Annotated in this window: 29 protein-coding genes and 1 other annotated feature; of the genes, 3 read left to right on the top strand and 26 right to left on the bottom strand. The window is 38.4% G+C overall.

Going from position 1 to position 24,402, the window contains the following annotated elements; all coding sequences use genetic code 11:
* Positions 1-90 precede the first annotated feature (90 nt).
* Positions 91-231, top strand: a complete 141-nt coding sequence (locus tag QFZ28_RS09435) for a sporulation histidine kinase inhibitor Sda (protein ID WP_045517793.1) — start codon at positions 91-93, stop codon at positions 229-231.
* Between the two features lie 61 nt (positions 232-292).
* On the opposite strand, the gene QFZ28_RS09430 is transcribed toward QFZ28_RS09435, so the two are convergent.
* The gene (locus tag QFZ28_RS09430; protein WP_307194391.1) at positions 293-1,090 is read right to left on the bottom strand and encodes a phosphatidylserine decarboxylase; all 798 of its coding nucleotides are present in this window, start codon (positions 1,088-1,090) and stop codon (positions 293-295) included.
* Between the two features lie 130 nt (positions 1,091-1,220).
* On the opposite strand from QFZ28_RS09430, the gene pssA reads away from it, so the two are divergent.
* Positions 1,221-1,760 carry a CDP-diacylglycerol--serine O-phosphatidyltransferase gene (gene pssA, locus QFZ28_RS09425; RefSeq protein ID WP_307194390.1) on the top strand — a complete coding sequence of 180 codons (540 nt, stop codon included), beginning with the start codon at positions 1,221-1,223 and terminating at the stop codon, positions 1,758-1,760.
* A 34-nt stretch (positions 1,761-1,794) separates the two neighbouring features.
* Here the strand turns inward: pssA and QFZ28_RS09420 are convergent, their stop codons facing one another.
* The 10 genes from QFZ28_RS09420 to QFZ28_RS09375 form a co-directional block, all read right to left on the bottom strand.
* Positions 1,795-3,591, bottom strand: coding sequence for a M3 family oligoendopeptidase (locus QFZ28_RS09420; protein WP_307194389.1), 1,797 nt, complete (start codon positions 3,589-3,591; stop codon positions 1,795-1,797).
* Between the two features lie 116 nt (positions 3,592-3,707).
* Positions 3,708-3,869: a hypothetical protein gene (locus tag QFZ28_RS09415; protein WP_307194388.1), complete on the bottom strand. Its 162-nt coding sequence runs from the start codon at positions 3,867-3,869 to the stop codon at positions 3,708-3,710.
* Between the two features lie 112 nt (positions 3,870-3,981).
* Positions 3,982-4,698, bottom strand: coding sequence for an RNA polymerase sporulation sigma factor SigK (sigK, locus tag QFZ28_RS09410; protein WP_045517798.1), 717 nt, complete (start codon positions 4,696-4,698; stop codon positions 3,982-3,984).
* A gap of 557 nt (positions 4,699-5,255) precedes the next feature.
* The gene (locus QFZ28_RS09405; protein WP_307194387.1) at positions 5,256-5,399 is read right to left on the bottom strand and encodes a YrzI family small protein; all 144 of its coding nucleotides are present in this window, start codon (positions 5,397-5,399) and stop codon (positions 5,256-5,258) included.
* 14 nt (positions 5,400-5,413) lie between these two features.
* Entirely contained in the window at positions 5,414-5,554 is a 141-nt protein-coding gene (locus QFZ28_RS09400) for a YrzI family small protein (RefSeq protein ID WP_307194386.1), read from the bottom strand.
* 409 nt (positions 5,555-5,963) lie between these two features.
* On the bottom strand, positions 5,964-6,212 hold the full coding sequence (locus QFZ28_RS09395) for a YrhC family protein (protein WP_307194385.1): 249 nt from the start codon (positions 6,210-6,212) through the stop codon (positions 5,964-5,966).
* 124 nt (positions 6,213-6,336) lie between these two features.
* The gene (locus QFZ28_RS09390) at positions 6,337-7,470 is read right to left on the bottom strand and encodes a bifunctional cystathionine gamma-lyase/homocysteine desulfhydrase (protein ID WP_307194384.1); all 1,134 of its coding nucleotides are present in this window, start codon (positions 7,468-7,470) and stop codon (positions 6,337-6,339) included.
* The gene (locus QFZ28_RS09385) at positions 7,471-8,394 is read right to left on the bottom strand and encodes a PLP-dependent cysteine synthase family protein (protein WP_307194383.1); all 924 of its coding nucleotides are present in this window, start codon (positions 8,392-8,394) and stop codon (positions 7,471-7,473) included. It lies immediately after the preceding gene.
* A 26-nt stretch (positions 8,395-8,420) separates the two neighbouring features.
* Positions 8,421-9,116, bottom strand: a complete 696-nt coding sequence (mtnN, locus tag QFZ28_RS09380; protein WP_307194382.1) for a 5'-methylthioadenosine/S-adenosylhomocysteine nucleosidase — start codon at positions 9,114-9,116, stop codon at positions 8,421-8,423.
* Positions 9,117-9,131: 15 nt separating this feature from the next.
* A complete protein-coding gene (locus QFZ28_RS09375) occupies positions 9,132-9,770 on the bottom strand; it encodes a class I SAM-dependent methyltransferase (protein WP_307194381.1) in 639 nt (212 codons plus the stop codon).
* 153 nt (positions 9,771-9,923) lie between these two features.
* Between QFZ28_RS09375 and QFZ28_RS09370 the strand changes: the two genes are divergently transcribed.
* Complete coding sequence (locus QFZ28_RS09370; RefSeq protein ID WP_283865725.1) at positions 9,924-10,130, top strand: DUF2536 family protein; 207 nt, start codon at positions 9,924-9,926, stop codon at positions 10,128-10,130.
* Between the two features lie 31 nt (positions 10,131-10,161).
* Here the strand turns inward: QFZ28_RS09370 and QFZ28_RS09365 are convergent, their stop codons facing one another.
* The 15 genes from QFZ28_RS09365 to QFZ28_RS09295 form a co-directional block, all read right to left on the bottom strand.
* Complete coding sequence (locus QFZ28_RS09365) at positions 10,162-10,827, bottom strand: YrrS family protein (protein ID WP_307194379.1); 666 nt, start codon at positions 10,825-10,827, stop codon at positions 10,162-10,164.
* A 104-nt stretch (positions 10,828-10,931) separates the two neighbouring features.
* Positions 10,932-12,698, bottom strand: a complete 1,767-nt coding sequence (locus QFZ28_RS09360; protein ID WP_307194378.1) for a peptidoglycan D,D-transpeptidase FtsI family protein — start codon at positions 12,696-12,698, stop codon at positions 10,932-10,934.
* A gap of 65 nt (positions 12,699-12,763) precedes the next feature.
* The gene (greA, locus tag QFZ28_RS09355) at positions 12,764-13,240 is read right to left on the bottom strand and encodes a transcription elongation factor GreA (protein ID WP_307194377.1); all 477 of its coding nucleotides are present in this window, start codon (positions 13,238-13,240) and stop codon (positions 12,764-12,766) included.
* A 161-nt stretch (positions 13,241-13,401) separates the two neighbouring features.
* A complete protein-coding gene (gene udk, locus QFZ28_RS09350) occupies positions 13,402-14,037 on the bottom strand; it encodes a uridine kinase (RefSeq protein WP_307194376.1) in 636 nt (211 codons plus the stop codon).
* 1 nt (position 14,038) lies between these two features.
* Positions 14,039-15,310, bottom strand: coding sequence for a peptidase U32 family protein (locus tag QFZ28_RS09345; protein ID WP_307194375.1), 1,272 nt, complete (start codon positions 15,308-15,310; stop codon positions 14,039-14,041).
* A gap of 145 nt (positions 15,311-15,455) precedes the next feature.
* Complete coding sequence (locus QFZ28_RS09340; RefSeq protein ID WP_307194374.1) at positions 15,456-16,385, bottom strand: peptidase U32 family protein; 930 nt, start codon at positions 16,383-16,385, stop codon at positions 15,456-15,458.
* 6 nt (positions 16,386-16,391) lie between these two features.
* The gene (locus tag QFZ28_RS09335) at positions 16,392-17,033 is read right to left on the bottom strand and encodes an O-methyltransferase (protein WP_307194373.1); all 642 of its coding nucleotides are present in this window, start codon (positions 17,031-17,033) and stop codon (positions 16,392-16,394) included.
* 171 nt (positions 17,034-17,204) lie between these two features.
* Entirely contained in the window at positions 17,205-18,338 is a 1,134-nt protein-coding gene (gene mltG, locus QFZ28_RS09330; RefSeq protein WP_307194372.1) for an endolytic transglycosylase MltG, read from the bottom strand.
* Positions 18,339-18,646: 308 nt separating this feature from the next.
* Entirely contained in the window at positions 18,647-18,937 is a 291-nt protein-coding gene (locus QFZ28_RS09325) for a DUF1292 domain-containing protein (RefSeq protein ID WP_307194371.1), read from the bottom strand.
* A gap of 12 nt (positions 18,938-18,949) precedes the next feature.
* Positions 18,950-19,366, bottom strand: coding sequence for a Holliday junction resolvase RuvX (gene ruvX, locus QFZ28_RS09320; protein WP_307194370.1), 417 nt, complete (start codon positions 19,364-19,366; stop codon positions 18,950-18,952).
* 3 nt (positions 19,367-19,369) lie between these two features.
* Complete coding sequence (locus QFZ28_RS09315) at positions 19,370-19,636, bottom strand: IreB family regulatory phosphoprotein (protein ID WP_307194369.1); 267 nt, start codon at positions 19,634-19,636, stop codon at positions 19,370-19,372.
* A 224-nt stretch (positions 19,637-19,860) separates the two neighbouring features.
* Positions 19,861-22,494, bottom strand: a complete 2,634-nt coding sequence (alaS, locus tag QFZ28_RS09310) for an alanine--tRNA ligase (protein ID WP_307194368.1) — start codon at positions 22,492-22,494, stop codon at positions 19,861-19,863.
* Positions 22,495-22,547: 53 nt separating this feature from the next.
* Positions 22,548-22,763 (bottom strand) — a binding site (T-box leader).
* A gap of 62 nt (positions 22,764-22,825) precedes the next feature.
* Positions 22,826-23,905, bottom strand: a complete 1,080-nt coding sequence (locus QFZ28_RS09305) for an AI-2E family transporter (RefSeq protein WP_307194367.1) — start codon at positions 23,903-23,905, stop codon at positions 22,826-22,828.
* A 92-nt stretch (positions 23,906-23,997) separates the two neighbouring features.
* Positions 23,998-24,132 (bottom strand): YrzQ family protein, encoded by a 135-nt coding sequence (locus QFZ28_RS09300; protein WP_307194366.1) that lies wholly within the window; start codon positions 24,130-24,132, stop codon positions 23,998-24,000.
* Positions 24,133-24,207: 75 nt separating this feature from the next.
* On the bottom strand, positions 24,208-24,399 hold the full coding sequence (locus QFZ28_RS09295; protein ID WP_192649969.1) for a hypothetical protein: 192 nt from the start codon (positions 24,397-24,399) through the stop codon (positions 24,208-24,210).
* Between the last annotated feature and the right edge of the window lie 3 nt (positions 24,400-24,402).

The raw sequence follows: 24,402 nt of genomic DNA, 5'->3' as shown, positions 1-24,402 counted from the left end.
GATTTAGGGTACAGCAATTGAACCTACCATTTTATGCTTCAATTATACATTTTAGTACCATTTATTTTTCTTATGGAGGTGCATTCTGGCTTGCGTAAACTGTCAGATGAATTACTAATTGAATCCTACTATAAAGCAAGAGAATTAAATCTAAGCCCCGAGTTTATACATCTAATAGAAACAGAAATCCATCGTCGTTCCTTATTCAACAAAATGAAAATTTCTTCTTAAGAAGATCATCCATATGCCCCTAGAGGGCTTTTTCTTTTGTCTAAAAAATAAACGGCACCCATCAAGCGCCGCCATTTTCCTTTACCAGGATTCCAATTACTTCACCAATTCGGATGTCCTTGGGTGTATGAATAGAAGGTTCTAAATGAAATATTCCTTTTTCGAACAACAAAACGACCGTGGAACCGAAACTAAAATAAGCCATTTCCTCCCCTTTTTGAAGGTGCATTCCTTTATGTATTTTTTCAATCGAGTTTACAAACATGGCCCCTACTTTTACAATCGCAATATGCCCGCTTGCTGTATTTACTTCTGTTATCATTCGATAGTTTTTTGCTAACGTTCGGACCCCATACTTTAAACCCATTTTATTAACAGGATAGGATTTTGATCCAAGTGTCCATTGTTTCACAATCGTACCCTCTACAGGACTATGAATCCGGTGGTAATGGCTCGGGCTTAAATAGAGCACCATATAGGTACCATTTAAGTACTTAGTTACTGTCTGGTCGTTGCCTAACATTTCTTGTATGGAATATGACTTACCCTTTACGAGTATTTCACTTGTTTCTTTAATGGACCCAATATCCTCGATTACTGCATCTACTGGACTTACTACTGATTTTTCATTTTTATCAATCATTCTTGCTTCTTTTTTTAGAGTTCTGATAAATAAATCGTGTAGTGTGTGATATTCATGCAGGGCTTTTTCCATTTCATCCTCATTTAGTTTATAAATTTTCGCGAATGAAGGAACAACAAATCTGCTTATCCCGGAGCGTGCAAATTGCCGTAAGATGACTGATGTCCACCTCCCATTCGTTAGTTCTATCATTAAACGATATACATGCTTTAACATTACATGACCCCCAAAAAGTGTAAAAATACTCTTTACGAAATGACTTAAAAAGCTTAATATTAAATAAATAGAGTTAGGGAAAATAAATAAAGTTCTCTTCCTGCTTGTTGAAAAGGAGTGGTGGAGCTAAATGTTTTTATTAGACGTTTTTGATACTACAATTAAGAAACTGAAGTCCCAAACAGCAAATGTGATTACATTAACGAATTTATCTTTTGGTGGTTTTGCGATCATTTTTGCGATGGAAGGAAATTTACGACTAAGTTTGCTTCTAATCTTTATCGCTGCTTTAGCTGATCGTTTTGATGGAATGGCAGCAAGAAAATTTAATATCGAGTCAGAGCTAGGCAAACAATTAGATTCCATGAGTGATATTATATCATTCGGAGTCGCGCCTGCACTATTACTATATCAAGGAATTTTAAATGAATTTGGTGGACCCGGATCGTTCTTCACCGTCTTCTATATCGGCTGCGGTGCTTTTAGATTGGCTCGCTTCAATATTACTGAAAGCAACGGGTATTTTACCGGTTTACCTATTACAGCGGCAGGCTGTTTAGCAACCTTAAGCTTTTTAGCTATTCCATACGTTCCAGCTCAAACCTTTTTATTCATTATCATCATTTTATCATTCCTAATGGTTAGCCCATTTAAACTTAGGAAAATGTAAGGAAAGCCCAGCAGGAATCTGCTGGGCTCTACTTTTATTTGTCTGTTAATTGAAGGAATTCCTCTATATCATCAATACAGATTTTGACTGCCTTTTCCCAGAAATCTTTTTGGACTAAATCAACTTGTAAATGCTTAGCCGCCAAATCCTCAACAGTCATGGAAGCAGTATCTCTTAATAAAGATATATACTTTTCTTCGTATCCTGTACCCTCCTCAAGCGCCTGTGCATAGATTCCAAGTGAGAACAAATAGCCAAATGTATATGGGAAGTTATAAAACGGTACGCTCGTAATAAAGAAATGAAGCTTGGAAGCCCAGAATAATGGATGATATTCGTCTAAAGCTTCACAATAAGCTTCCTTCTGAGCTTCTTCCATTAATTTGTTTAACGTTTCAACGGACACTGGACCACGCTTTCTTTCCTCATAAAAACGAGTCTCAAATAAAAAGCGGGCATGGATGTTCATTAAAAGAGCAACCGTTCTTTGGATTTTATCATCTAGCAAAGCGAGCTTTTCTTCTTCGTCCTTAGCATTTTTTACAGCCGCATCCGCAACAATCATTTCTGCAAAGGTAGACGCGGTTTCAGCTACATTCATCGCATAGCCGCGATTGAGATAATGTACACCCTTCATCGCAAAGGAATGAAAACCATGGCCTAGCTCATGAGCTAGTGTAGAAACATTAGAAGGAGTACCGGAATAAGTCATGAAAATACGTGATTCTTCACTTTCAGGAAACCCCGTACAGAAACCACCAGGTGCTTTCCCTGGACGATCCTCTGCTTCAATCCATTGATTTTCAAACGCCTTCTTTGCAAAAGCAGCCATTTTTTCACCGAAAAGAGCGAAGTTCTGCTCGATAAATTCCGCACCCTCTTGGTAAGAAACCTTTGACTCGGTTTTTCCATAAGGAGCATCTAAATCAAACCAGCTTAACTTTTCAAGACCTAAAAGTTTAGCTTTACGATTCAGATATTGTACAAGCGGTTGTTTATTTTCAGAAATAACTGACCACATTGTTTCTAGTGTTTCTTTCTTCATTCGGTTAATACTCAATGGTTCTTTTAATACATCTTCCCAACCACGTTTTTGATAAACATTTAACCGAAACCCTGATAAATGATTTAATGTTTTGGATAAGTAATCAGCTTGTTCATTCCAAGATTTTTCCCAGCTTTTAAACACTTCTTTGCGTACATCTCTATTTGAACTGGAAAAACGATTGGCTGCCTGCCCAACTGAAAGTTGTTTTACCTCACCGTTTTCCTCAACAGGAACTTTTATTCTACTAACAATGAGATCATACAACTGCCCCCAGCTATGATAGCCATCAACACCTAATGTACTAATTAAAGCTTCTTCTTGTATCGAAAGTTTCTCTTTTGCACGTTCGCGTCTTTCTGTCAGCGAAAATGTCAACTCTTTCAGGTAGTTATCCTCTAACACTTGTGCCCATGCCTCATCATTGATTGATGATAAAAGATTGTCAAATGCACTAAGAGCGGATTGAAAAGTAGCACTAAGCCCTGTGACAGTTGCCTCAAGAGTATATGCCTTTTTATCTTCTGTATTTTGAGCCTGCAGGCAGCCTACAAATGCGGCAGCTTGGCGAAGCTTTTTGCCAGCTGTTTCAAAATCTGAAAGCAGTTCTTTTAAATAAACATTATCCTGTGCTGTATTGAGCGGTGTCCAGTTATGTACTTTTGTTTTAAAGTGCTCAATCAATTCCTTTGTTACCTTTAAGTGGTCTGCAAATTCAGCTGAATCGCTGCCACCTTTAAAAAATACTTCCAGATTCCAAACATCTGAATATGTAGTGGCTGTCATCATATTCCCCCCTCGTATATGTACTTTTTCATTATAATATATTTATTGAATAATTCTATTATTAGGGTTTTATGTAAAAAATAGCTTGTGCTAAGGATTGCACAAGCTTCATATTCTTAACAGCAAGTTGTATAATACCACCATCCGCCAAAAATAAGGACTAGTATTAACAATACGATGAACAGTGCGTACCAGCCTCCCCCACCCGTTCCATAAGGTACAGGATAAACTGGATAAGGGGCTGGGCAGCAACAAGAATTGTGATAACCATATGACACATGAATACCCCCTTTTCCTTTTTATAATACGTTATGTCCCGGTTTTGTGACATGTATAGGCACCAGCCGTTTTCACAAGAAAAAAGAGCCGGAATAATCTCCAGCTCTCATCTTAGTTTTTTTTCTTACGCTCTTTTTCAGCACGATAAAATTCATGAAACATTTTCATTAATGCTCTTTTTTCAATCCTCGAAACATAGCTTCTAGAAATGCCTAATTCTTTAGCAATTTCCCTCTGTGTCTTTTCTTTTTGAAGGTCAAGGCCAAAACGGCCAACGATTACTTCCTTTTCCCTGTCATCAAGGACATCTATATATTTCCGAATTTTTTCAAGCTCCATGTTCAACTGAATGGTATCGATTACATCTTCTGATTCCGATTTTAGTACATCAATAAGTGAAATTTCATTACCTTCTTTATCCTGTCCAATCGGGTCATGCAAAGAGACATCCTTTTTTGTCTTCTTTAGAGCTCGTAAATGCATGAGGATCTCGTTTTCAATACATCGTGCGGCATACGTAGCAAGCTTTGTTCCTTTGCCTTCTGAATAGCTCTCAATGGCTTTAATTAATCCAATCGTTCCTATCGAAATTAAATCCTCTGAATCTTCCCCTGTGTTTTCAAACTTTTTGACAATATGAGCTACAAGCCGTAAATTATGTTCGATCAACATATTACGAGCATGAGAGTCCCCTTCCGCCATTAACCGTAAATATTTCCTCTCATCTGCAGCAGATAGGGGCTGCGGAAAAGCATTGTTTTTTACATAAGAGACGAGAAATAAAAATTCCTTAATGAGATAACCAAGTGCTGTGAAAATGCCTGCCATGCACATACACCCCCGTGCTTTTTTGGGCTTTGCCTATAACTAATTCCTATGTTAGAAACAGTCCGATTGTGTCTGTCCAAGACATTTTATTTGAAAATAAAGCCTTTTAGCATACATATAAAAAAGCATTGACCTCTTTAAAAGATCAATGCCGACTCATTATTCTACACTTAGTTCTGCTGATATTACACAGCTAATCGCCCCAGTTATGACCAAAGCCATTACGACCATGAACATATTCTCCACCCCTTTAGATAGACCCTCTTATCTACTTCGAATTTATCATATTTTCACAGTATCTACCTTTAGGGGATGTGAACATTCTGTTAACAAATATTTAGTTCTAGTATCATATATCATTCATTATGATATCTTTTTTAAATTTTTCTTTTTTGTCTTTAAGAAAAGAAATAATAACAGGTTGTGTACTGGCATTTTCAGCTACCTCCTTAAATAGGAAAACTAGGTGGTATCTTTCATACTCCATAAGCTTGCTCCACGGTTTTGTATTAGATAGATCATTTTAAAACCACCTTTCTAGTTTTTATTGTTAAGCTTTAATACATAATGCGGTGGACCGATATTTGACGATTTTTCGTTTCTTCATAAATTTTCTTGATTTGCTCTTGGTGTGCTGCTTCTTCGATACTCATCTCACGTTTTTTGATGGTAATTGATAAAAATAAGATATTTAAGGTCATCACTATCACCTCGTTTATAGTAAATGATAAACTGACAATTGACGTTCTTTGTTTTGCTCAAAAAGTTTTTCAATCATTTCATTTCGTTCTGCCTGTTGTAAACTTTCCTTCCGTTTTTTTAATGTAATCGAGATAAAAAATATATTTAGTGTCATCACTATCACCTCTCTTCCTTTTATAGCTACCTTTGTTGAAAATATCCATAAAATAAGCGCAAAAAAGCCGCAAGAAATTACTCCCTTGCGGCCTATTTTTAGGCACAAAAATGCCGCAGGGCGTCATTCTCCCTGCGGCATGGATATGTTAGGTAACTAAAATATTAGTTAAGCAATCCATTCCTGTTGGTCGAATGCAAATTATTTACATATGCAGTTGTCATCCAAATAACATTAACCTTGGCAGCAACCTTTAACTTCATCATCATTTTCTTCGACCCCCTTTGGAATTTTTTACTAACTACGGTAATTATATCCATCAACATATCCTTTGTAAACCACTTTTTTGAAATTTTTTAAAAATAGGCCTTGTTAAAGTCAAAAAAAATAAACGTCCATAAGGGAACGTTTATCGCTGGTTACCGTCTTCCATATCCATAAGTTTTATCTGGCACTGTTTCGATTGAATAAAAAATAAAATCGAAACCGCTAAAAAGGACATTGAAGCGATCATCATTATATTTACATCCATCTCACTCTTGGACTCGGACGGAATAATTACACCTAAAAAGAAAAATACACCGACAGCGAGTAATACGACAGCAAATTGTTTAAAATCAACCATTTTTTCATGAATTTTCTTTGTTTGTTTGTCCACTGTTGGTCACCTGCTTTTCTTAAAATCTACTAAGCTACTTTAACACAAAAAACAGCATAAATGTTGATGTAAATTTTAGAAAAACAGGAGAAAAATAATCCGGTGGAGCCGGATAAGATTTTTATTATTCTAGTGCCTGATTTAAATCGTCTATCAAATCCTCTACATCTTCAAGTCCAACAGAAATTCTTACTAACCCATCAGTAATCCCTAATTCTGCTCGTCGTTCTACAGGAATGGAAGCATGAGTCATTCTTGCTGGTACAGAAATCAGACTTTCAACAGCCCCTAGACTTTCAGCCAAAGTAAAATAATGAATTTTACTTAAAAATTTATCTGCATTTTCTGCACTTCCCAAATCAAATGAAACCATTCCTCCAAAACCTCTTACCTGTTTTTTTGCAATGGCATGATTTGGGTGTGTTTCCAACCCAGGATAAAATACTTTCTTGACTTTAGAGTGTCCTTGTAGGAAATCTACTATAGCAGCCGTATTCTTCTCCGTTTCTTCCATACGGATACCTAATGTCTTCATCCCCCGAATTAAAAGCCATGAATCTTGTGGTCCCAATACGCCTCCAGTTGAGTTCTGGACAAAATGAAGATCTTCCGCAAGCTTCTTATTATTAACCACCGCTAAGCCCGCTACGACATCACTATGTCCGCCTAAATATTTTGTAGCACTATGAATAACAATATCAGCACCAAGCTCAATTGGATTTTGCCAATAAGGTGTTGAGAACGTATTATCCACGATCGTTAACAAACCATGTTCTTTCGCAAGTTTTGCAACTTCTTCAATATCCGTAATCTTTAAAAGTGGATTTGTTGGTGTCTCCAAATGAATTGCCCTGGTATTTGGTTTTATTGCACTAACAATAGTTTCTAGGTTACTAGTATCAACAAAAGTTGAATGTATTCCTAAACGATTTAATACCTTTGTCATGACCCGAAATGAGCCACCATACACATCATCAGTTAGAATTATATGATCTCCACTGTTAAAGAGCATCATAACAGCTGTCATAGCAGCCATTCCCGAACCAAAGGCAAAACCTGCTTCACCACCCTCGAGATCTTTAATCAACTCTTCAAGAGCAAATCGAGTAGGGTTACCTGTTCTTGAGTACTCATAGCCTTTATGGCCGCCTACTCCTTCTTGCTTATAGGTGCTTACTTGATAAATGGGGAAAGAGACTGCACCCGTTGCAGGGTCGGTACTAATACCACCATGAATTAACTTTGTTTTTCTTTTCACCTAAATCCCCCCTTCAAAAATCTTCTTACTTAAATAGCGTTCACTTCCATCCGGGAAAATAGCGACAATATTCGTCCCAGCTTTAGCACCTTCTGCTTCCAACATGGCAGCCTTAAAGGCAGCTCCGGATGAACTGCCAACTAATAATCCTTCTTTTGCTGCTAATTCTTTGACGCACCAAAATGCCTCCTTATCAGGAATGGTATAAATGGCATCAAAATAGTCTGGATTCATATAAACGGGTAGAAATTCCATACCAATTCCCTCGGTTTTATGAGGACCTGATTCACCACCATTTAAAATTGAACCTTCTGGTTCAACAATAACAGTCTTTATGTCTTTATTTTGGTCTTTTAAATAACGCGCCGTGCCCATAAAGGTTCCACCTGTACCTGCCCCTGCAACAAATTTACTTATTTTCCCATCCAGTTGTTCCCATAGCTCAGGACCAAGTGTTTTATAATATGTTTCAGGATTTACTGGATTGCTGAATTGCTGTGGACAATAAGATCCAGGGATTTCTTTAAGCAGTTCCTCCGCTTTTGCGATTGCTCCTTTCATCCCTTTTTCAGTTGGCGTATGAACAATTTTTGCTCCTAACGCTTTCATTAATTCTTGTTTTTCAATACTGAATTTCTCAGGTACACATAAAATAACCTGTACGCCTTTGTTTAATGCAGCCAGCGCTAATCCGATTCCTGTATTTCCGGCTGTCGGTTCAATCACCGTTCCCCCATCTTGAAGCTTCCCACTCTCAAAAGCCTCCCTCAAAAGCTCTACACCGAGACGATCTTTAACACTGCCGCCAGGATTCATAAATTCCAGCTTAGCAAAAATGCGCACTCCTTTCGGGAGTGCGAACTGAGTAATTTCCACTACAGGTGTGTGACCAATCAATTCATGTACATTTTTGTAAACTTTCATTACAACGCCACCACTTTCTGAGCTGACTATCTTAAAGCTGCCACTATTTTCATCACCAAAGTAGCTGAATGGGTTGCAGCTTTGTCAATAAATTGATCAAAAGAGATTTCAGATTCCTTTCCAGCGATATCAGATAACGAACGAATTATTACGAAAGGAACTCCGAAGCAATGTGCTACTTGTGCAATCGCAGCCGCTTCCATTTCAACAGCTTGTAATTCATCAAACTTTGATTGTACAAACTTAACACGTTCTGGATCCTCCATAAATGAATCACCTGTTACGATTAACCCTTTAACTACTTGAAATTTATCTAGTTCTTTCGCTGCATTCTCCGCAACTTGAACTAATTTTTCATCAGCCAAAAAAGCTGCCGGAAGCTGTGGTACCTGCCCATATTCATAACCAAATGCTGTTACATCCACATCATGATGACGAACCTCTGTTGAGATTATGGCATCACCTACATTTAAATCAGGATTAAAGCCCCCAGCAGAACCGGTATTGATGATGCAATCAGGTTTATATTTTTCAAGCAAAATAGTAGTTGACATTGCGGCATTTACTTTTCCAATTCCAGAGCGCAGCAAAATCACTTCTGCTCCATTCATTTGTCCAAAGGTAAACTCGCATCCGGCTATTGTTTCTTGTGTTTGCCCCTTAATATTATCTCTTAATAATTTTACTTCTTCTTCCATTGCTCCAATGATGGCGATTTTCATATTTAAACCTCTCTCTTATTGTTTTTCTCCTTCCATTAACCAGACAAAATCATTACAGCGTTTAAATCCAACAGTAAACCCACTTCTTTCTAAAATAGTTCTTAAAATAGGAATGGTTGTATAATATTCTGTTTCCAAATCTTTTGCCAGGTTATGAAAGCCTTCTTCCCTTGCTTTTACGATTGCATTAGTATAATCTTCCACTGATTCAAACATCGTATCCGCAAACACTATTCTACCACCTTTTGAAAGCAGCTTTCCATATTTGGCAATTGCTTCATTCTTTTCCTTATCGGTCAGATGATGGAATGCATATGTGGAGACAATTGTATTAACATTTATTATGTCAGGAAAATGAAGAAAATCACCATCAAGTATTATTTCTTTCGATCCGAGTTTTGCTTCTGCGATTCCCCTCATTGGAACAGAAGGCTCAATTCCAGTTACATTCAAACCCTTATCAAGCAATTTTTTTGTCAAATTACCCGTTCCAACACCAAACTCCATCACATGCCCCATTGAACGTTCTGTGACTGCTTCTAATATTTGCTCATACCCCGCAAAAACCGCTTTATATTCACGATTCTGTCCGCCTACACTTTCATCATATGAATTAGCCCATTGTTCAAAAACATCTAGAAATTCCAGACCCAAGCACTCACCCCCCTAAACATTCTTATAATTCCTATTTGTATACTATGAATTAAACACAAACTTGCTATCATATTTTCCAATCTCATTGAAATATTCATTGCTTACAAGGTTAGGAATTACTAAAATATACATAGAGAAGGGATGATACACATGTTGAATTTTAAACTTGATTTTATTGAGGATAAAGTAGAATTTTTTGACGCAACAGATCTTAAAGTTTTGGAAAAAAAAATCGAGGCAAAAATTGAGGAAAACAAAGCAATTCTATTGGGCGTACATTCAGTCTCCCATCAGATGTATGCTAACGAAAAGGGTCAGACATATTTTACAGCAGTCGTTCACTTTAAACGTAAAAAATAGGATGGAGACCCCATCCTATTTTTTAACGCTTCTACTGAATTGCAGAAAGTTCTTCGACCTTTGTAGGCTTCCATCCTTCACCGTCAACCCATTGAAGGTAGACATTGTATTTCTGAGTCTTATCTTTAGAGGCAACAGTACTAAACGTCCCATTACCTGATGATTTATCGCGGCCTAACCAATAGACAGTCATATTGCTTTGTTCTAATCCAGTGGCATAAGAAATGGCCTTTAGCATTTCCTGCCAATCCACTGACGAGCTATCATACACAGGCGCATGTTCACCCGTTTGTACTGTACCTACAGGCTTCCAAGCAGGGTTCTCGATGGTTCTAAGTACGTTAGAAGAACCATCTCCCTCCGTGATAACGGCCTGTGATTCATCCACTTGTTCCGGTGCAGAGGCTTCTTCACTTTCTTCATCAGCACTTTCCTCTGAATCACTATCTTTCTCGTTTTCCTCTACTGGTGTTTTATCTTCAGTATTTTTATCCCCTTTTTCTGAGGATTCGTTTGCTGCTATTTTGGTTTGTTCCTCTTTAGGTGCCGCTTTATCGTCACCTGATAAGAAAATCGTGTAGGCTACAAAGAAAATAAGAGCTAGCACAATAACAATAAGACCATTCAAGATCAGGTTCGTTTTTTTTCTTTTAGCCCGATAACTCGAACGAGAGCCGGATTGGAAATCGTTACTCATTAAAAAATCCCTCCAAATAGAAAAGCGAAGCGCCGCTAAACAATTAATATGGCTGTGAACATTCTAACATGAATTGAAAATAACTTGAAGGATTTTCCCCAAAGTTAATCTTTTTGTCCTTCATTGTCATGCTCATGTAACATTTTAACCATATCAGCAAAGAGTAAATTGACGCCTCCCTCTGTATCAAGAACATCCAAATTTACAGCAACAAGCGCGTATTTAGGGTTCTGATAAGGGAAATAACCTGCGAACCATTTATTATGCAGTTGTTTATCGTCTTGGTATTTTCCCGTCTCCGCTGTACCTGATTTTCCAGCCACTTCGTATGGAAGGTCTTTAAACCATTTTCCAGTCCCGTTCGGATTGACAACAACCTCTCTTAACAATTTCTGCAGCTTCATTGCTGTATAGGGCGAAATAGTGTCACCAGATAACGCTTGTTTGTCAAAGTTAACCATGGTAGTGCCATTTTTATATTCGATTTTTGAAGCCGTTCGGACCATCTCTTTTTTACCGCCTCTTGCGATCGTGGCCATCATATTGGCCACGGCTATTGGGGTGGCGCGAACCTCATGCTGCCCTATCCCTGACATGGCGGCAAAGTTTGGATCTTTTTTTGCCTCTTCTGTTAAAAATACTCTTCCTTTATCCTCATCAACAAGCTGTTTAAAATTATTGGTATGATAGACTTCACCCTTCCAGCCTACAGTCCCTGTTAACGACAATTTCTCCGCATATTCCTCCAATAAATCTTTATCCTTTTTCTGAAGTTCCCTTGCCAGTTCACCAAAAGTTCGGTTACAGCTTCTCGCAAAACTATCAGTGAAAGAGAGCATCCCATAATTATATTTTAATTCAGGCTCTCCATTAATTTTTGTACTGCAATTAAATAACCGGGTGGGATCATCAAAGCTTTGATCAATGGCCGCAGCGGCAACCACTGTTTTAAAGATAGAACCGATTATTTCTTGTTTTAGCATTCGATTGGTAATCCCTGTGCCATTATAAGGGTCTTTTGCATTAATGGCTGGCCGGGAAACAGACGCTAGTACACTATTTGTTTCAATATCAAGGAGCACCAAACCACCCTTTTTAATTCCATGTTGGTTCACCAGCTCCTCGGACTTTTGTTGTAAACTTTTATCGATGGATGTTCTAACATTTACTGGATAAAAGGGATTTGCCGGATCAACATATTTTACATTAATTCCAAATAATGGGGCTCCATCTCCATCCACATGATAAACAAGTTTTGATTTTCCCTCAGGAAGCAAAAACTCATCAAAACTCTCTTCAAGACCCGAAACACCAATCAAGGTTTTCTCTGAGAGATCTTTATTTGGATAGCGCCTTTTTAATTCTTTTGCATTTTCTCCTGTTAATCCAATTAATTGCTCTGCAGGAATCTCAGTTCGTTCATATTTCTTTTCAATCGCAAAAACTCCCGGAATCTCCAGTTTATTAATTCTTTCCAGTTGAGAAGAGGTTAGTTCCAAAGGCTTCGGCTCACCATAAGCAAACGGTTTTTTTGCGTCTTCTAGAGCCTTATTTAAACTTTCCTCTGATATTCCAGAGATGGTTGATACAGCTTCAATATCCCAAGTCATATTTTTTAAAAAAGGAAAAAGAACTAGAACGGGTACTTTTTTATGAGTAAGCAAATCTCCATTTCGATCAAGAAAATTACCTCGGCCATTGTCGATCACTAATTCTTGTGTTCTTTGTTGGACGCTTTCTTCCAATAAATTCACATTGTGCTTTGAAAAAGTTTCTGTTTGGACTAGCTGGATTTGGATTAATCGAGCGATAAGAACCAGCAGCCCAGCAATACATAAGATGAGCAAACCTTTAATCCGTTTACGTATCATAAAAAAACACCTCGTCAAAAGTTTTGACGAGGTGCTGCCATTTCAAACATAAAGTTAAAAAACAATTACTTTATAGAGACAATACGGACGCTCATTTCACCGCCTGGTGTTTGGACAGAAACTTGATCGCCAACCTTTTTGCCAAGTAAGCTTTTTGCAATAGGTGAATCGTTAGAGATTTTCCCCTCAAACGGATCAGCCTCTGCACTGCCAACGATTGTATACGTTTCCTCGTCACCATCAGGAAGTTCAACAAATGTTACGGATCTCCCTAGTGTAACGGAATCACTAACCGTATCGCCTTCTTCAATAATTTTAGCGTTACGAATCATATTCTCTAAAGTCGTAATACGGCCTTCTACAAATGCTTGTTCTTCTTTCGCGGAATCGTATTCGGAGTTTTCTGACAAATCTCCAAAACTTCTAGCAATTTTAATTCTTTCAACGACTTCTTTACGTTTTACAGATTTTAAATGTTCAAGCTCCTGCACCAGTTTGTCTTTACCTGCCTGTGTCATTGGAAATACTTTTTCTATTGCCAAAACTTCTCACTCCTTCTAGTCTTCACAATCCCCCATAGATTGTGTTTTTTAATGATATGTAGGTAACACACAAATACATAGGAGCGCGTCCTCTTTAAAGGGCGCGCAACTTGTATTCATCCAATATGGATTCATTTTAACCTAATCTTTACGCTATTGTTTCATAAAAATGACTTTTGTTCAAGAATTGTTTGAATTTTTGTGACCATTAAATCAATAGCCACATGATTTTGGCCGCCTTCAGGGATAATCACATCTGCATATCTCTTAGTCGGCTCAATAAATTGGTTGTGCATCGGACGAACTACATTGGTATATTGTTCGATAACAGAATCCAAGGTACGTCCACGCTCTTTAATATCACGTGACATTCTTCTGATAATACGAATATCAGCGTCAGTATCAACAAAAAGTTTGATGTCCATCAATTTTCTCAAACGCTCATCTTCAAGAACAAGTATACCTTCTAAAATAATAACATCTTTCGGCTCAACTTCAATAACTTCTTTTGAACGTGTATGAAGCGAATAATCATAAACTGGTTTTTCAATAGGTTCGTACCGTAATAGCTTTTCAATATGTTCGATGAGCAAATGATTGTCAAATGCCAGTGGGTGATCATAATTCGTCTTTAAACGTTCCTCAAATGGTAAATCACTTTGGTCTTTATAATAAAAATCTTGTTGAATCATCGTAATAGAGTGACCTTTAAAGCTTTCATATATAGCTTTGGTAACACTCGTTTTTCCTGAGCCGGAACCTCCGGCAACACCAATAACAACCGGTTTGCGCATCAACCTAGTTCTCCTTTCGCATCATGTTGTTAGGGTAAACCGGTTTGTCCAATTTGAATTGTACAATCTGAAGCGGATGTCTAGCAGCATCCAGTTCGTTACCTTTTTCATCCCAGATTTTATCAATCACATGTGTAAAGTTTTGAATTTCCGGACCGAAGAACTCAACTTCCTGACCCGGTTTAAAGTGGTTTCGTTGTTGAAGGGTAACCATTTGTGTTTCTTCGTTGTAATCCAACACAAGACCGACAAATTCAAACTTTGTCTTGTTGCTATGATTACCAAACATTTGCTCTTTATACCCCGGAACTCCTTCAAAAAATGCAGGTGCCGTTTCACGATTCGCACATTTATCCAGCTCTTCTAACCACTCACGCTTAATAACGAAGTTGTCAGGGTCGGCACAATAAGCGTCAATTACTTTTCGATATACACTTACAACGGTTGCGATATAGTGAATCGACTTCATACGGCCTTCAATTTTCAAGCTGTCAATTCCAAGCTCAATCATTTGAGGAATGGCTTGAATTAAGTTAAGATCCTTTGGACTCATTGCAAATGGTGCGTCCTTTTCATCATAAAGCGGCACTTCTGTTGTACTGCCTTCAAGTTGATATAAATCGTAATCCCAACGGCATGACTGACAGCAGCCGCCTCGGTTGGAATCCCTGGCTGTCATGTGGTTACTCAAAGTACAACGTCCAGAATAAGCAATACACATCGCACCATGAATAAAGATCTCAATTTCTACATCGACCTTTTCTTTCATTTCTCTAATTTCTTCTGCACTTGCCTCACGTGCTAAAACGACACGTTCTGCACCACTTTCCTTCCAAAACTGAGCTGTTTTCCAGTTTGTGATGGATTGCTGCGTACTAATGTGTATCTCGATTTCAGGTGCAAGCCTGCGACAAGTTTCAATAATTAATGGGTCAGCAACGATAATACCTGAAATCCCGGTTTCTTTTAACCCAAGGATATAGTCTTCCAATCCATCAATATTTTCGTTATGTGCAAAGATATTGGTTGTCACGTAGATTTTAGCACCATATTTTTTGGCGAATTCCACGCCTTCTTTCATTTCTTCAAACGTAAAGTTATCAGCGTTTGAACGTAAACCATATTCCTGTCCGCCAATAAATACGGCGTCTGCCCCGTATTGAACAGCAATTTTTAATTTTTCAAGATTTCCTGCCGGCGCAAGGAGTTCTGGCTTTTTCACAATCACACGTTTTCCATCGATGATTTCAGAAATTTTATTTGTAACTGTATTCACGATTGAACTCCTCCTAATTTTTGTCTAGCTGCAGCGCCTAGGGGCTCGGGGTCATAAGCCAATCCGACAAGAAGGCTAAAAAGCAGCCTTCTCGCCGGCTCGTCTTATGCCTGTCGCCCCTGGGCAAGGCGCTTCCGCTTTTCTTTTAATAAACTGTCTCTTTGAAAAAGAATCCTGTATCTAATTTGCGGTTAGCCGGCTGAATTTCTTCAATAGCTTCTAACAGCTCATCTTTTTTGTCCTCATATAATTCCGGGTCCTCAAAGAATAAATCTATTGCTTCACGATATGCTTTTGTTACTGCAATCAGGTATTCTGAAGACTTTAAGATTCCATCGATTTTAAATGAATCCACACCGGCTTCAAGCATTTCCTGAAGTTCGTCAATAATACAAATGTCATTTGGGCTCATGATATGGGTTCCATTCTCGTCTTCAAAGATTGGATATTTATTTTCTCTTTCTTTATCGTGAAGGAACATATTCTTTTCCATTTTACGATTTTCAATTTCCATTACCTTGCCTTGGTACTCATAATAGTTACCAAGCAGTGAACGTTTTGATTGGAACATACAGCTCATCCCATGAACCTGTACTTCGATTTCAACCTCAGCATTTTCTTTGATTTCGATAATTGCATCCATATTAATCTCTCGGGCAAGAACAGCTCTTTTCGCACCCTTCTTCCCCCAATAGTTACAAGAGAACCAATTTGTCCCAAGTGTTTCCGTACTCCAATGAAGCTTCATATTTGGTGCCGCTTCACGAGCAGTCATTAAAACCGCAGGGTCACCAAAAATAATCGCATCTGCATTTGCTTCTGCAACAAATTTTATATAATCATCTAATTCAGCTACTTTTTCATTATGAAAAATAGCATTGACCGCGACATATACTTTTTTACCTTGTCCATGTGCCAGGTCTATAGCTTGTTTTACATGTTCCCGGTTAAATTCGCCTGCTAAACGCAATCCATATCTCTGTTCACCGACCACAAAAGCATCAGCACCAGCTTCAGCTAATGGTAAAATATCATCAACAGATAATGGGGTTACTAATATTTCCGTTTTTTTCAACTTGTTTCACCTCTTCTTTTTACTTATTGCGATTCCATCTCCAACAGGAAGAATGACTGTGTGATAATCTGGATGATTCATCAGCCATTGATTGAAACCATCAATTTTTTTAACGAGATTACGAATCCGCTTTGATTCGATCTCTGCTTCTGTTACAAGACCTTTAAATAAAACATTATCCGTTATGATGACTCCATCAACACTTAGGTATTTTGAATATATTTCAAAGAATTTTTTATATTGACCTTTTGCAGCATCTACAAAAATGGTATCGTATGGTGCTTGTCCCTTTACAAGTTCCTCCACTTCAAGGGCGTCACCTTTAATCAATAAAATCTGTTCGCCATGCTTCGAACGACTCATATATTCTTCAGCGATCTGAATTCGTTCTAAATCTCGTTCTATCGTAACAACGGACGCATTTGGCAGCGCCTCAGCCATACGTAATGCCGAATAGCCTATTGCAGTACCTACCTCAAGAATCTTTTTCGAATTCTGGATTCTTAAAAGTTGCAGCAATGCTTCGATTCCCACGAGCTCCATAATCGGTACTTTATTTTCTTTAGCGTAGTTTTCCATTTCGATAAACAATGGTTCACGCCCTGGAATTAGTTCCTCAATATAAGAATGCAGTTTATCATTCAACAAACTGCCATCACCTGCCTCTATCCAATAAAAAGCTTGTTAGCCACAATACTGCTCTATAGACATGAAAAAATAGCGTTCAATAGAAACGCTATTATCTGCTCATAAAACACTTGAACTATTTTATCATAAACAAGGAGGAAAGAAAACCATTCCCCCTTCTTATTTGGTTATTTATTGGTTGGTAATATGCTCCGCTTTTGCTGCGTTGTGTTCATCTAAGGTATTAGTAAAAATAACATCCCCTTGTGCTGTAGCAAGGAAATATAAATGTTTTGTATCAGCTGGATTCACTGCTGCCTCAAGAGAATCTTTACCGGCATTTGCAATGGGGCCTGGAGGAAGACCTTTATGTTTATAAGTATTATAAGGTGAATCTACTTCTAAGTCTTCGTATAATACTCTCTCTTTGTGTTTTCCTTGTGCATAAAGTACAGTTGGATCTGTTTGCAAAGGCATCCCTTGCTCGATTCGATTGTAGAATACACTTGAGATTTTTTTGCGGTCAGCCTTTTTTGTTGCTTCTTCCTCAATCAACGATGACATGGTAAGCAGCTGGTGAGCCGTAAGCTCCTCATCACTAGATTCTAAAAGATATGGTGTTATCACTTTTCGAGTCTGATCTAGCATGGTTACAACCATTTCTTCTATGGTTGGATTTTGTTTGTAGAAAGGATAAGTTGCTGGGAACAAATAACCCTCTAGCGGATATTTAATATTTGGATTTAAGATATCTGTTGTTAGTAAGTCCGGATATTTCCCCATCAATGTTTGGATGAATGGTCTATCATTTAATTGATTAAAAACTTCATCTTCCGGTTTATTTACAGCCTTAGCCATAATTTGGGCGATTTCTCTTAATTGTTTACCTTCCGGAATCGTCAGCTGGAATGCTGCTTGTTGGAGTACTTTTCCTGTTTTTAAGCGATTAATAATTTCTGGAATCTCCATTGAGGGACTAAGTTCATAAACACCCGCCATAAAACCTGCTTCATTTTTAAATTTTACATAGTATTTAAAGACCTTAGCATTTTTTATAATTCCACTAGCTTCTAGTTTTTCAGATATTCCCGTAACGGATGAGCCAATCGGAATTTCCACCTTTTTTTGAACTTTACTGCCCTTGTCAACTGGTTCAAGTGCTGACTTGATGTAGAGGTAGCCTCCACCGCCAATAAAAATAAGGATTAAAAGGGTTACTATTGTAATGGTTAAAACGATTCTGCGCACAATTCTTGCCTCGCTTTGGTGTTCAAGCATTTTTTTACGAATTATCTCTTTTTTCGAGTGTGTCTCTTCTGATGACATTTAATTGCCCCTCCCGTAAGCCCGTTAAACATGTATCTTTCAAACTCGTTTTTATGTTTTTAAAATAGCATATCAAATATTATTTCAGCATATACTGCGAAAAATGTCAATTTTACACGAAAAGCGGAAGCGCCTTACACAGGGGCGACAGGCATAAGACGAGCCGGCGGGAAGGTTGTTCTTTAACCTTTCTGACGGGTTGGCTTATGACCCCGAGCCCCTAGGCGCTGGAGCTAGACAATAAGCGAAATCGCTTTCAAAAATAGACAAAAAAAACGACCCCTCAAAGAGTCGTTTTCTAAAATTTATTATTCTTCGTCTTCTTGTTCGTCAAAGAATGTATTTAGCATTTCTTCAACCATATCCCATTCTTCTTCGGTTTCGATAGGGATTAATTCCCCTTCACCGTCTTCGTCATTCGGATTAAAGGCATATGCATGAATCTCTGGGCCCTCTTCATCGTCTTCTGCGCCGCCTACTTGTTGAAACAATACGTACGACTTGCCAAAATCCTTTGATTCAAATGTAAAAAGTACTTCACATAATTGTTCATTACCTTTTTCATCTACAATTGTAATTTGATTTTCTCCGTGTTCCATAACTTCACCTCATTAATTTTTGCTGTCCAAATAGCCTTGTAGTATCATCGAAGCTGCCATTTTATCAATAACCTTTTTTCGCTTTTTACGGCTGACATCCGCTTCAAGCAGTACTCGCTCAGCTGCCATGGTCGTTAAACGCTCGTCCCATAAAATGGTTGAAACTGAAAACTGATTTTCAATTTCCTCTGCGTATCGCTTGCTGGCTTCAGCTCGAGGTCCAATCGTGCCATTCATATTCTTTGGCAAACCGATGACAACTTGACTAATTCCATACTCTTTTATTAATTGACCAATTTCGTCAAAACCAAACTTATTTTTTTCTTCATCAATTTTTAGGGTTTTGAGGCCCTGTGCAGTCCAGCCAAGTTCGTCACTTATGGCAATACCGACTGTCTTAGAGCCCACATCTAATCCCATAATTCGCATTTCTTAACCCTCACGTCGTTGTTTTAAATAGGATTTAACCAATTCCTCAATAATTTCATCCCGCTCGAGTTTACGAATGATATTCCTTGCGTCACGATGACGGGGAATATAAGCAGGGTCTCCGGAAAGTAAATATCCTACGATTTGATTAATTGGATTATATCCTTTTTCTTGCAGGGCTTCATGAACTTGAAAAAGAACATCATTTACATCGTGTTCAACAGGCTCTTCAGGAAAATTAAATCTCATCGTTTTATCAAATGAGCTCATTACTTGCACCTCGCATTTTTAGTAGAGGAGATAACTAACTTCTATACGTTGCTAATTTTAGCCTTAGTGTCTAGCTGCAGTGCCTAGGGGCTCGGGGTCATAAGCCAATCCGACAAGAAGGTTAAAGAACAACCTTCTCGCCGGCTCGTCTTATGCCTGTCGCCCCTGGGCAAGGCACTTCCGCTTTTCTAGTTACCTATATATTACACTACTTTGTCTCATTATCAAATTGATTTTACCCATTCGTCAACGAATTGCAGGGCAGAATCGAGTTTTTCAGGATCTTTACCTCCAGCTTGAGCCATATCCGGACGGCCTCCGCCTCCGCCTCCGCATCGTGTTGCGACTTCTTTGATTAATTTTCCAGCATGGTATCCCTTGTCAATTAAATCCTTCGTTACCGCTGCTATTAAATTAACTTTCCCTTCATTTACACTTCCTAGCAGGATTACAGCCGAACCGATTTTTTGTTTCAGATCATCGGCCATATTTCGTAAGTTATTCATATCAGAAGCTTGAACTTTTGCAGCTAATACAGTAACACCGTCGATTTGCTTGGCTTTTGATACAAGGTTACCAGCCTCGATATTTCCTAACTTAGCTGCAAGTGATTCGTTTTCGCGCTGAAGCTGTTTGATTTCAGTCATTAAGACTTCTATCCGGTTAACAACCTCTTTAGGGTTAGTCTTTAATTTGTCCGCTGTTTCCTTTAATAAAGCAACCTGGTCATTCATTAGCTGATAAGCTGATTCTCCGGTAACTGCCTCAATTCTCCTTGTTCCAGCACCAATTCCGCCTTCGGAAACAATTTTAAATAGCCCAATAACAGAAGTATTTGGAACGTGACAGCCGCCGCATAGCTCCAAGCTATAATCCCCTACTTTAACCACACGAACAATATCGCCATATTTCTCACCGAAAAGCGCCATTGCACCCATTGATTTTGCCTCAGCAATTGGCTTTAAACTGATATTCACTTCAATATTCTTCCAGATTTTTTCGTTAACAATCTTTTCAATTTCCTCTAATTCTTCTGGTTTTACTTGACCAAAATGCGAGAAATCGAAACGAAGACGATCAGGTTCTACCAGTGAACCTGCTTGGTTTACATGCGTTCCCAATACATCTTTTAATGCCTGGTGAAGCAAGTGAGTCGCAGTATGATTTTTTATAATTTGAACTCGATTACCATGATTAACAGTTGCTGTCACTTTTGCATTCGTTTTTAGTATTCCTGACTCCACTACTGCTTTATGAAGATTTTGACCATTTGGAGCCTTTTGTACATCCTTAACGCTAGCTGAAACACCTTCTGCAAAAATAATCCCATGGTCGGCAATTTGCCCGCCGCTCTCCGCATAAAAAGGCGTTACATCTAGGATTAGCTGTACCTCGTCTCCACTGAATGCTTCGTCTACTAATTCACCATTTTTCACAATTGCCACAACTGTCGAGCTGGTTTCAAGCTGGTCATAACCGACAAATTGACTTTCTACAACAATATCGCCTAGTACACCGCCTTGAACCTGCATACTGCCAACATCCTGACGTGCAGAACGTGCACGCTCACGCTGCAGTTCCATTTCCGTTTCAAAACCGGCATGATCAAGCTTCATTCCCTCTTCTTCTGCATACTCTTCTGTTAGCTCAACAGGGAAACCATACGTATCATAAAGACGGAAAACATCGCTTCCTGGAATTGTAGTACTGCCTTTTTCCTTCTCTTTCTTGATGACATTCCCTAGTATGGATAAACCTTCATGTAATGTTTCGTGGAAACGTTCCTCTTCATTTTTAATCACTTTTTGAATAAATTCCGTCTTGTCTTTTACCTCTGGGTAAAAATCATGCATGATTTCTCCTACCACAGGAACTAGTTCATACATAAATGGACGGTTGATATTAATTTGCTTAGCATACCGAACAGCACGGCGCAGTAAACGGCGTAATACATACCCACGTCCTTCATTAGAAGGCAGTGCTCCATCACCAACAGCGAATGCAACTGTACGTATATGGTCAGCAATTACCTTAAATGCTGTATCTTTTTCTTTTTCAACGCCATATTTCACTCCAGAAATTTCTTCTGTAGCCCTGATAATGGGAATAAACAAATCAGTATCAAAGTTAGTTGGAACATTTTGAACGACGGAAGCCATTCTTTCTAGTCCCATACCTGTATCAATGTTCTTCTTTGGAAGTGGTGTATAGGTATTGTCTGGGTTATGATTAAACTGTGAAAATACAAGGTTCCAAACCTCGAGATATCGTTCATTTTCACCGCCGGGATATAATTCTGGATCTGCTGGGTCATCTCCATACTCTGGACCACGGTCATAGAAGATTTCTGTATTAGGTCCACTTGGTCCTTCTCCAATATCCCAGAAGTTTCCTTCAAGACGAATAATTCGTTCTTCAGGGATACCTATCTTTTTATTCCAAAGCTCAAATGCTTCATGGTCCTCAGGGTGAATCGTAACGGAAAGCAGTTCAGGGTCCCAGCCAATCCATTTTTTATCGGTTAAAAATTCCCAAGCCCACTCAATCGCTTCTTCCTTGAAATACTCACCAATGGAAAAGTTCCCAAGCATTTCGAAAAAAGTATGGTGCCTTGCTGTTTTTCCGACATTTTCAATATCGTTAGTACGGATTGATTTCTGAGCATTGGTAATTCTCGGATTATCAGGAATTACACGTCCATCGAAGTATTTTTTTAATGTCGCAACACCACTATTAATCCACAATAATGATGGATCATCATGAGGAACAAGCGATGCACTAGGTTCAACAGCATGCCCCTTCTCCTGAAAAAAGTCTAAATACATTTTACGGATTTCTGAACCAGTCAAGTATTTCATATGTTTTACCCTCCTCTTAAGTTAAAAAAGAACACAAAAAAACCCTCATCCCTGACAGGGACGAGAGTTAACTCGCGGTACCACCCTGATTATGAACACAAAAATCTCGTGTTCATCTCTCAAATAATGCCTTAACGCGGCACTGACGGCAGTGGTTAGCTGCACTCCGGACTAGCTTTCTGTTATCCTTCATCTAGAGCTTCTCACAGCCAAGGAAGCTCCTCTCTTAAAGATGGACTACAACATACTTGATCCTTCAACATGTTAATCCAAAATATTCTATAACCGGATTATAGCCACACAAAAAACGTTTGTCAATCTAATACCTATATTATGGTGCAGGCTGCTTCACTTTTCCACGTACAAGATGATTTTTAGCGTGCAGGATGCTGACTTTAAGTACAACAAGAACGGGAACTGCTACTATCATTCCAATGATTCCCCCTATTTCGCCTCCTGCAGTTAAAGCTACCATAATCATTAACGGGTGCATATGCAGACTCTTTCCAACAATATAGGGAGATAATATATTGCCTTCTAAAAATTGCAATCCAAAAACAATGGCGATTGTAATAATTACTAATTTACCCGAGCTTGTGGCAGCAATAATAACGGCAGGAACTGCTCCGATAATCGGACCAAAATAGGGGATTACATTTGTGACACCAATAATCATTCCCAGTAATAAGGGATATTTTAAATGAAAAACCCAAAATAAAATCGTTGATAGACTCCCAATAATAAGACAGACGAGAAGCTGGCCTCTAATGTAGCTTCCAAGCGATTCATCAATATCTTTAAGGAATCGAGTTCCCTTTCGCCGCCATTGTTTAGGGGTGAGATACCAAACGGCTCTTTTAATAATCGTGAAATCCTTTAACATATAGAAAGCAATAAAAGGAATGATCATAAGCGCAACCGCAAAATTCAAAATGTTTAATAAGGAATCAACAATAACGGTCAGGAGAGCATCCAACTTCTTCTCAAAACCAATGATACCTTCATTGATTTGCTCTTGAAGACCATCTGGCCACTCACGCGTATGCGATTGAAGATCCTTTATCCAGTTACGGTATTGTTCAGCAAGAATGGGAGCACTTTCTGCCAGGTCCCGTACTTGCGAAATAAAGGCGGGAATTCCTTTGTAGATAGCTAAACCAATACCGCCAAAAAAAAGAAAATAAATTAAAAAAATCGCTAATCCCCGGTGTAACCCCTTTTCATGCAGCTTTTCAACAATGGGGTGGAGCAAATATGTGATAAAACCACCTATGAAGAAAGGAAGGATAATAACAAAAGCCACTTTAACGATAGGCAGCCAAAAAAAACGAATTTTTAAAAATACATAAATAGCGATGAGTAAAAGAAGCAAAAAACCGATTCGATAAAACCATTTCAAGCGAATATCCATCGTCACTGCCTCCTTAATAACTTTAGTCTTAGAGACAAATACCGGATTTATACATAAGCAAAATCCCCCTCATAAATGAGGGGGATAAATTTTTAGAATAAAGCTCTCTTTACTTTTCTTTGAATTCGTTTCATTTGACGTCCAGACATCATGTTATTTCTCTGCGCAACACTATATGCTGCCACTCCAACGCCAAGTGCCACGACAGAAGTCATTACTTTATTCATACGTCTCACCTCTTCTATAATTTGACAGTCATTGGTACTAAAACTGCCAGCTTCCGCTCCAAAGGGCTTTTGCTATTATATGGTGTAACGACGCTCTTCTTCTTCAAACAAGTCATCTAAGGAACTGAGTGTACCATCTTCTTCGACTTGATGGGTATTGATGATGCCTTTGGCGAGAGACAATTCAATAAAACAATTCCAGCAATAATATTGGTTTATTCCGATTTTGCCGATATCCTTGCTCTGACAATTGGGACACTTAAACATGAA

Origin of the sequence: Neobacillus niacini (assembly GCF_030817695.1) — a bacterium.
In the GTDB taxonomy this organism is placed as follows: domain Bacteria; phylum Bacillota; class Bacilli; order Bacillales; family Cytobacillaceae; genus Neobacillus; species Neobacillus niacini_F.
The sequence above is the reverse complement of the archived record's forward strand: the minus strand, read 5'-3'. Positions and strand labels throughout refer to the sequence as shown.

Coding starts and splice junctions, on each gene's coding strand:
- pssA (WP_307194390.1), top strand. CDS start 1,221: ATGTTTTTATTAGACGTTTTTGATACTACAATTAAGAAACTGAAGTCC.
- ruvX (WP_307194370.1), bottom strand. CDS start 19,366: ATGCGAATTATGGGATTAGATGTGGGCTCTAAGACAGTCGGTATTGCC.
- QFZ28_RS09315 (WP_307194369.1), bottom strand. CDS start 19,636: ATGAGCTCATTTGATAAAACGATGAGATTTAATTTTCCTGAAGAGCCT.
- sigK (WP_045517798.1), bottom strand. CDS start 4,698: ATGGCAGGCATTTTCACAGCACTTGGTTATCTCATTAAGGAATTTTTA.
- QFZ28_RS09385 (WP_307194383.1), bottom strand. CDS start 8,394: ATGAAAGTTTACAAAAATGTACATGAATTGATTGGTCACACACCTGTA.
- QFZ28_RS09360 (WP_307194378.1), bottom strand. CDS start 12,698: ATGATACGTAAACGGATTAAAGGTTTGCTCATCTTATGTATTGCTGGG.
- QFZ28_RS09300 (WP_307194366.1), bottom strand. CDS start 24,132: ATGAATAAAGTAATGACTTCTGTCGTGGCACTTGGCGTTGGAGTGGCA.
- QFZ28_RS09420 (WP_307194389.1), bottom strand. CDS start 3,591: ATGACAGCCACTACATATTCAGATGTTTGGAATCTGGAAGTATTTTTT.
- QFZ28_RS09365 (WP_307194379.1), bottom strand. CDS start 10,827: ATGAGTAACGATTTCCAATCCGGCTCTCGTTCGAGTTATCGGGCTAAA.
- QFZ28_RS09400 (WP_307194386.1), bottom strand. CDS start 5,554: ATGACACTAAATATATTTTTTATCTCGATTACATTAAAAAAACGGAAG.
- alaS (WP_307194368.1), bottom strand. CDS start 22,494: ATGAAATACTTGACTGGTTCAGAAATCCGTAAAATGTATTTAGACTTT.
- QFZ28_RS09430 (WP_307194391.1), bottom strand. CDS start 1,090: ATGTTAAAGCATGTATATCGTTTAATGATAGAACTAACGAATGGGAGG.
- QFZ28_RS09405 (WP_307194387.1), bottom strand. CDS start 5,399: ATGACCTTAAATATCTTATTTTTATCAATTACCATCAAAAAACGTGAG.
- mltG (WP_307194372.1), bottom strand. CDS start 18,338: ATGTCATCAGAAGAGACACACTCGAAAAAAGAGATAATTCGTAAAAAA.
- QFZ28_RS09295 (WP_192649969.1), bottom strand. CDS start 24,399: ATGTTTAAGTGTCCCAATTGTCAGAGCAAGGATATCGGCAAAATCGGA.
- QFZ28_RS09325 (WP_307194371.1), bottom strand. CDS start 18,937: ATGGAACACGGAGAAAATCAAATTACAATTGTAGATGAAAAAGGTAAT.
- mtnN (WP_307194382.1), bottom strand. CDS start 9,116: ATGAAAATCGCCATCATTGGAGCAATGGAAGAAGAAGTAAAATTATTA.
- QFZ28_RS09305 (WP_307194367.1), bottom strand. CDS start 23,905: ATGGATATTCGCTTGAAATGGTTTTATCGAATCGGTTTTTTGCTTCTT.